The sequence below is a fragment of the Actinosynnema sp. genome (genome assembly GCF_052038725.1).
In genome coordinates this window covers 1-5766 of the sequence record NZ_JBQGCX010001045.1, presented here as the reverse complement: position 1 = coordinate 5766, position 5766 = coordinate 1, and the positions used below count along the sequence as shown (strand labels likewise).

Below are 5766 nucleotides of genomic sequence, written 5' to 3'. Positions count from 1 at the left end.
CGCGCCGCTGGCCGACCGCGAGCAGATCGGCTTCGTCCCCTGGTACTTCGGGATGCCCCCGGCCGAGCACTCGTCCGCGTGGGCGCAGCTGACCGACCGGGCGGGCTTCGCCGCCGACTTCGGCCCGACCACCGTGGAGCGCCGCAGCCCGTGGTACCTGCACGACGCGGAGGAGGGGTGCTGCCGCTGGTCCGGTCCGAGCTGGCCGTTCGCCACCAGCCAGACCCTCACCGCGCTGGCCAACCTGCTCGTGGACTACCCGGCGCAGTCCTTTGTGGACAAGGGCGACTACTATGACGTACTGCGCGGCTACGCGCTGACCCAGCGCAAGGGCGGGCAGCCGTACGTGGCCGAGGCGCACCACCCCGACCAGGACCGCTGGCTCTACGACGGCCGGGGGCACAGCGAGGACTACAACCACTCCACGTTCACCGACCTCGTGCTGTCCGGGCTGCTCGGGATCCGGCCGGAGCAGGGGGACTCGGTGCGGATCGCCCCGCTGGTCCCGGACGGCTGGGACCACTTCGCCGCGGAGAACGTGCCGTACCACGGCCGGAACCTGACCGTGCTGTGGGACCGGGACGGCCGCGCCTACGGCAGGGGCGCCGGGCTGCGGGTGTTCGTCGACGGCGTGCAGGCGCACGCCCAGCGCGACCTGGGCCCGGTGCGCGTCCCGCTGCGGCGCGGCGCCCCCGCCGAGCTGCCGAGGCTGGTGGACGACCTGGCGAACCCGTCCGGGACGGGCTTCCCGGCCGCCACCGCCTCGCACACCTGGCCCGCCGACAGCCCCGCCGACGCGATCGACGGCCAGGACTTCCACCTGGACGTCCCGTCGACCCGCTGGACCTCGTACGGCAGCCCGAACCGCGCCGACTGGCTGGCGGTCGACCTCGGCGCGGCGACGGTGGTGTCGGACGTGCGGGTCTCGTTCTACGACGACGGCGGGGGAGTGCGCACGCCCGACGCGTTCGCCCTGGAGCGGCGGGACGCCTCCGGCGCGTGGGTGGAGGTCCCCGGCCAGCGCCGGACGCCCGCCGTGCCGGAGCGCGGGCGGGTCAACCGGGTCGTGGTCGACCCGCCGGTGCGGGCGGACGCGCTGCGGCTGCGCGCCACCCGGTCCGACGGCGGCGCGGTGGGCGTGACGGCCTGGCAGTCCTGGCGGCGGGAGGACGACCGGGTCTTTGCCGCGCTGGACGGCCTGCGGGACGGGGTGATCCCGGTGCGGGCCGGCGGTGAGGCGGAGGTGGGCGCGACCGTGCGCGGTTCGGCGCGGGCGGAGCTGCTGGCCCCGGCGGGCTGGACGGTCTCGCCGCTGCCGCGCCGCGCGGACGGGTTCCGCTGGCGGGTGGGCGCACCCGCGTCGCTGACCCCCGGCGACCGGGCCCCGCTGCGGCTGCTCGTGACCACCGACCGGGGCGCGACCTCCGCCGTGGCGCAGGCGGAGGCCCGCTTCGACCCGGCCGACTACGGGCGCGTGGTGTGGGACGACGACTTCAGCCGGTGGCGCGACTACCGGGTGGGCGCGCGGTTCGGCGAGCCCGCGCCCGAGCTGGTGGCGGACGGCGGGCTCACCGCGAGCGCGTCCCGCCAGTCGTCGGCGGTGCTGGTCGCCCCGGTGACCGCGCCCGCGGGCGAGGTGGCGGTGGTGCTGGAACCGGGGGAGTTCGCAGGCGCGGCCCCGGAGGACAGCGTGCTGGTGGGCCTCGCGGCGGGCGGCGAGGACCTGGCGCTGTCCTGGTACAACCACAGCGGGCGCAGCTCCGGGGTGGACGTGCGCGTCGACGGGCGGGACGCGGGCGCGGCGACCGGCGGGTGCTGCGCGGACGTGGTGTGGCAGCCGGGCGACCGGTTCGCGGCCGTGTTCGGGGAGCGCGCGATGACCACCTGGGTGGAGCGCGCCGGGCAGTGGCGCAGGCTCCGCGGCGCCCCGTACGCGACGGCGGTGTCACCGGAGCGGCGCGCGACCTGGTCGCCCGCGCTGGGCGTGCGGCTGACCGGGGGCGAGCTGTCCCTGAACCGCGTGACGGCCCTGTCCAGGGGCTGAGCGCGACCAGGGCCTCGGCGTCACGGCCGCCGGACCGGTGCGCCCACCGCCCGCGCCAGGCCCGCGCGGGCGGCTGACCTGCGCCGAGCCGGCGCGCGGCCGGACCGGGACGTCGTGGTGGGCAGCTACGATCACGCCATGCGGAAGGCCCCCGAGGACGTCGCCCTCACCCGAGCGGGACTGCTGTCGGCCGCGCTGAGCGCGTTCGCCGAGAACGGGTACGCCGCGTCCACGCTGGCCGACATCAGCGCCAGGTCCGGGCTGACCAGGAGCGCGGCCTACCTCCACTTCACGACCAAGGCCGACCTCTACGCGACCGCCGTGGGGGAGCGGTGGGCGGAGATCGGGCAGGGCCTGTGGAGGCCGCTGCGCGAGCCGGGCGACCCGGTCGAGCGGGTGCGCTCGTTCCTGATCGGGCTGCACTTCTCGCTGGAGCACGACGAGCGCTTCCGGCAGCTCCTGGAGGTCGTCGGGCGCGACGACCGGCTCCCGGACGACCAGGGGTTCGACGTGAAGCGCGAGGCGCTCGACCAGCTGCTCGGCCTGTGCGCCGCGCTGTTCGAGGAGGCCGAGGGGGACGGGCTGCTGCGCGCCGAGGTCGAGCCGGAGGGGGCCGCCGCGATGCTCGTGGCGCACGTCCTCGGCGCGGTGGCCATGCACACCTTCGGCGCGGCCCGCGCGGTCCGGCTCGTGCTCGGGCCGGCCGGGGACACGCTGGTGGAGGCCCTGTTCACCCGCTCCGGGCTCACCCGGCCCTGACCGGGGCCCCGACCGCCGCGTCGACCAGCGCCAGCAGGTCCGCCTTCAACCGCTCGCGCACCTCGTCCGGCAGCGCCGACCCCAGCAGCGGCGGCCCGCAGGCGCCGTCCGCCGCCGCGACGACCAGCACCCTGGTCGCCTGCGGCACACCGTCCGCCTCCAGCTCGCGCTGCCAGCGCGCCTCGTCCTCCTCCGCCGCCCGCACCGCCGCCGGGACCGTGCTGAGCTGCGCGAACAGCCGGAACCGCTCGCGCACGTCCGCGCCGTCGAACGGGGCAAGGCTCGCCCGCACGTAGGCGCGGATCAGCCTGCCGGGGCCGCGCTCCTCCGGGTCCACCTCGCGCTCGACCAGCTCCCGCCACTCGTCCACCTCCTGCTGGACCAGCGCCCGGTGCAGCGCCTCCTTGTTCGGGAAGTGGTAGATCAGGCCGCCCTTGGACACGCCCGCGCGCTGGGCGATCGCGTCCAGGCTGGTCCTGATGCCGTCGCGGCAGATCTCCCGCGCCGCCGCGTCCAGCACCAGGCGGCGGGTGTCCTCGGGGGACCGTCCGGTCGTGCGACCCATGTCTCACCTCTGCCTCGGGAGTCGTGGCGCCAGTCTCCCCCATTGGAAACTGCACCGTCTGGTCGGTACAGTTTCTTGCGTGTCCACGTCCGAGACCACCCACTCCCCGCTCACGGCCCGCCGCCGCTGGGCCGCGCTGGCCGTGCTGGCGCTGGCCGTCCTCGTCATGGCCGTCGACGGCACCGTCCTCTCCCTGGCCGTGCCCTCCCTGACCGCCGACCTCGCCCCCAGCGCCACCCAGATCCTGTGGATCGGCGACGTCTACTCGCTCGCCCTCGCCGGGCTGCTGCTGGTCATGGGCAACCTCGCCGACCGCGTCGGGCGCAAGCGGCTGCTGCTCACCGGCGCCACCGCGTTCGGCCTCGCCTCGCTGCTCGCGGCGTTCGCGGGCAGCCCGGAGGCGCTGATCGGCGCGCGGCTGCTGCTCGGCGTCGCGGGGGCCACGCTGATGCCGTCGACGCTCTCGATCATCCGCAACCTCTTCGCCGACCCCGCCGAGCGCACCCGCGCCATCGCGATCTGGTCGGCCGCCGCCGGTGGTGGCGCCGCCCTCGGACCGCTGGTCGGCGGCCTCCTGCTGGAGCACTTCCGGTGGGGCTCGGTCTTCCTGATCAACGTCCCGATCATGGCCGCGCTGGTGGTCGCGGGCGCGTTCCTGCTGCCCGAGTCGCGCGAACCCGACCCCGGCCGGTTCGACCTGCTCTCCGCCGCGCTGTCGATGGCCGCGATCGTGCCGCTGGTCTACGCGGTCAAGCACACCGTCAGCACCGGTGTCGACGGCTCCGGCGTCCTCGCCCTGCTGCTCGGCCTGGCCGCCGGGGTGGCGTTCGTGCGCAGGCAGCGGAGCCTGGACACCCCGCTGATCGACGTCGACCTGTTCCGCGGGCCCGCCTTCAGCGGCGCGGTGTTCGCGGCGTTCATCACGATCTTCGCGCTCACCGGGCTGCTGTTCTTCTTCTCCCAGTACCTCCAGCTCGCCCGCGGCCACAGCCCGCTGCAGGCCGGGCTCGCCGAGCTGCCCGCGACGCTCGCCTCCATCGCCGTGGTCGCCCTCGTCGGCCGGGCGCTGGCCAGGCTCGGCGCCGGTCGCGCGATCGCGGGCGGGCTCGCGCTGATCTCCCTCGGCCTGGCCGGGATCGCCGCCGCCGAGGGCGCGGAGAACTACCTGTGGCTGGCACTGGCGCTCGTGCCCGTCGGGTTCGGCGTCGGGCTGTCGCAGACGGTGACCACCGACGCCGTCGTCTCCGCCGTGCCGAGCCACAAGGCCGGGGCCGCGTCGGCGATCGCCGAGACCGCCTACGAGCTGGCCGTCGCGCTCGGCATCGCCGTGCTCGGGTCGCTGGTGTCGCTGGTGTACCGGTCGAACCTGGACCTGCCCGCCGACCTCCCGGCCGACCAGCGCGCCGCCGTGCGGGACTCGTTGGCCTCGGGCAGTTCGGCACTGGACGCGGACTCGCCGGTGCTGCACTCTGCACGTGAGGCGTTCACGGGGGCCATGCAGACCACCTCGCTCGTCGCCGCCGCGGTGACCCTGGTGGCCGCGTTCGTGGCGTGGCGCACAATTCCGTCGGTGGCGGTGCGGCCTGCCGACTAGCTCGCTGTCCGGCCCGTGGGGGGAAGTCCGTGCACCATCTGACTGCGGTGTTCGACGTCGTGCTGCGCAGCGCCTGGTTGCTTCCGGTGCTGGCGCTGCTCATCGCGCTCGACGCGCCGGTGCCGATGCTGCCCAGCGAGTCGCTGCTGGTGGCCGCCGCGTCCGGGGCGTTCCACTCGCACGACGCGCCCGCCGTGCTCGGGCTCGCGCTGACCGCGATGGCGGGCTCGGTGCTGGGCGACTTCCTGGTCTACGGGCTCGGTCGCGGCTCGCACCGGCTGCTGCGCGTGCCCGAGGACGCCGGACCGGCGGGCTGGGTGCGGCGGAACCTGACGGACCGGCCGGTCGTGGTGTGCGTCGGCGCGCGGCTGCTGCCCGGCGGGCGGCTGGTGAGCACGGCGGCGTGCGGGCGGGTCGGGCTGCCGGTGCGGCGGTTCCTGCCCGCGACGCTCGCCGCGTCGGCGGTGTGGAGCGCGTACATGCTCGCGTTCGCCGCCGCGCTCGGGCCGTTCACCCACGGGCACCCGCTGCTGTCGCTGGCCGCCGGGCTGGTGCTGTCGGCGGTGACGGCGGGCGGGTTCGAGCTCGCGCGCCGGATCTTCCGCAAGCCGGGCGGGGACGCCGGAGGATCGGCGCCCGCCGGGTCGGTCGCCGCTGAACAGGGCGCCGCTGGGTCGGTCGCCGCTGGGTCGGTTGCGGCTGGGCCGGTCGCGGCAGCCGCGATGGCCGCCGAACCCCTCCCGGCCGCCGCCGAACCGCCCCGCCCCACCGGCTGAACCGGCGGCCCGCCCGACCGCGCCCGCC

Annotated in this window: 5 protein-coding genes; 4 read left to right on the top strand and 1 reads right to left on the bottom strand. The window is 76.2% G+C overall.

The window, feature by feature from the left end:
* Together ACTUAL_RS22080 and ACTUAL_RS22075 are read left to right on the top strand one after the other, a co-directional pair.
* Nucleotides 1-2044 (top strand): discoidin domain-containing protein (locus ACTUAL_RS22080; protein WP_440901580.1); only part of this gene is annotated, 2044 nt, incomplete at its 5' end.
* 138 nt (nucleotides 2045-2182) lie between these two features.
* Complete coding sequence (locus ACTUAL_RS22075) at nucleotides 2183-2803, top strand: TetR/AcrR family transcriptional regulator (protein ID WP_096495769.1); 621 nt, start codon at nucleotides 2183-2185, stop codon at nucleotides 2801-2803.
* Here the strand turns inward: ACTUAL_RS22075 and ACTUAL_RS22070 are convergent.
* Entirely contained in the window at nucleotides 2790-3368 is a 579-nt protein-coding gene (locus tag ACTUAL_RS22070; protein ID WP_096495768.1) for a TetR family transcriptional regulator, read from the bottom strand. The two genes, ACTUAL_RS22075 and ACTUAL_RS22070, sit on opposite strands and share 14 nt — an antisense overlap.
* 79 nt (nucleotides 3369-3447) lie before the next feature.
* Between ACTUAL_RS22070 and ACTUAL_RS22065 the strand changes: the two genes are divergently transcribed.
* Together ACTUAL_RS22065 and ACTUAL_RS22060 are read left to right on the top strand one after the other, a co-directional pair.
* Nucleotides 3448-4962 carry an MFS transporter gene (locus tag ACTUAL_RS22065; protein WP_440901579.1) on the top strand — a complete coding sequence of 505 codons (1515 nt, stop codon included), beginning with the start codon at nucleotides 3448-3450 and terminating at the stop codon, nucleotides 4960-4962.
* A 29-nt stretch (nucleotides 4963-4991) separates the two neighbouring features.
* A complete protein-coding gene (locus ACTUAL_RS22060) occupies nucleotides 4992-5738 on the top strand; it encodes a DedA family protein (RefSeq protein WP_440901578.1) in 747 nt (248 codons plus the stop codon).
* The last annotated feature ends 28 nt before the right edge of the window (nucleotides 5739-5766 follow it).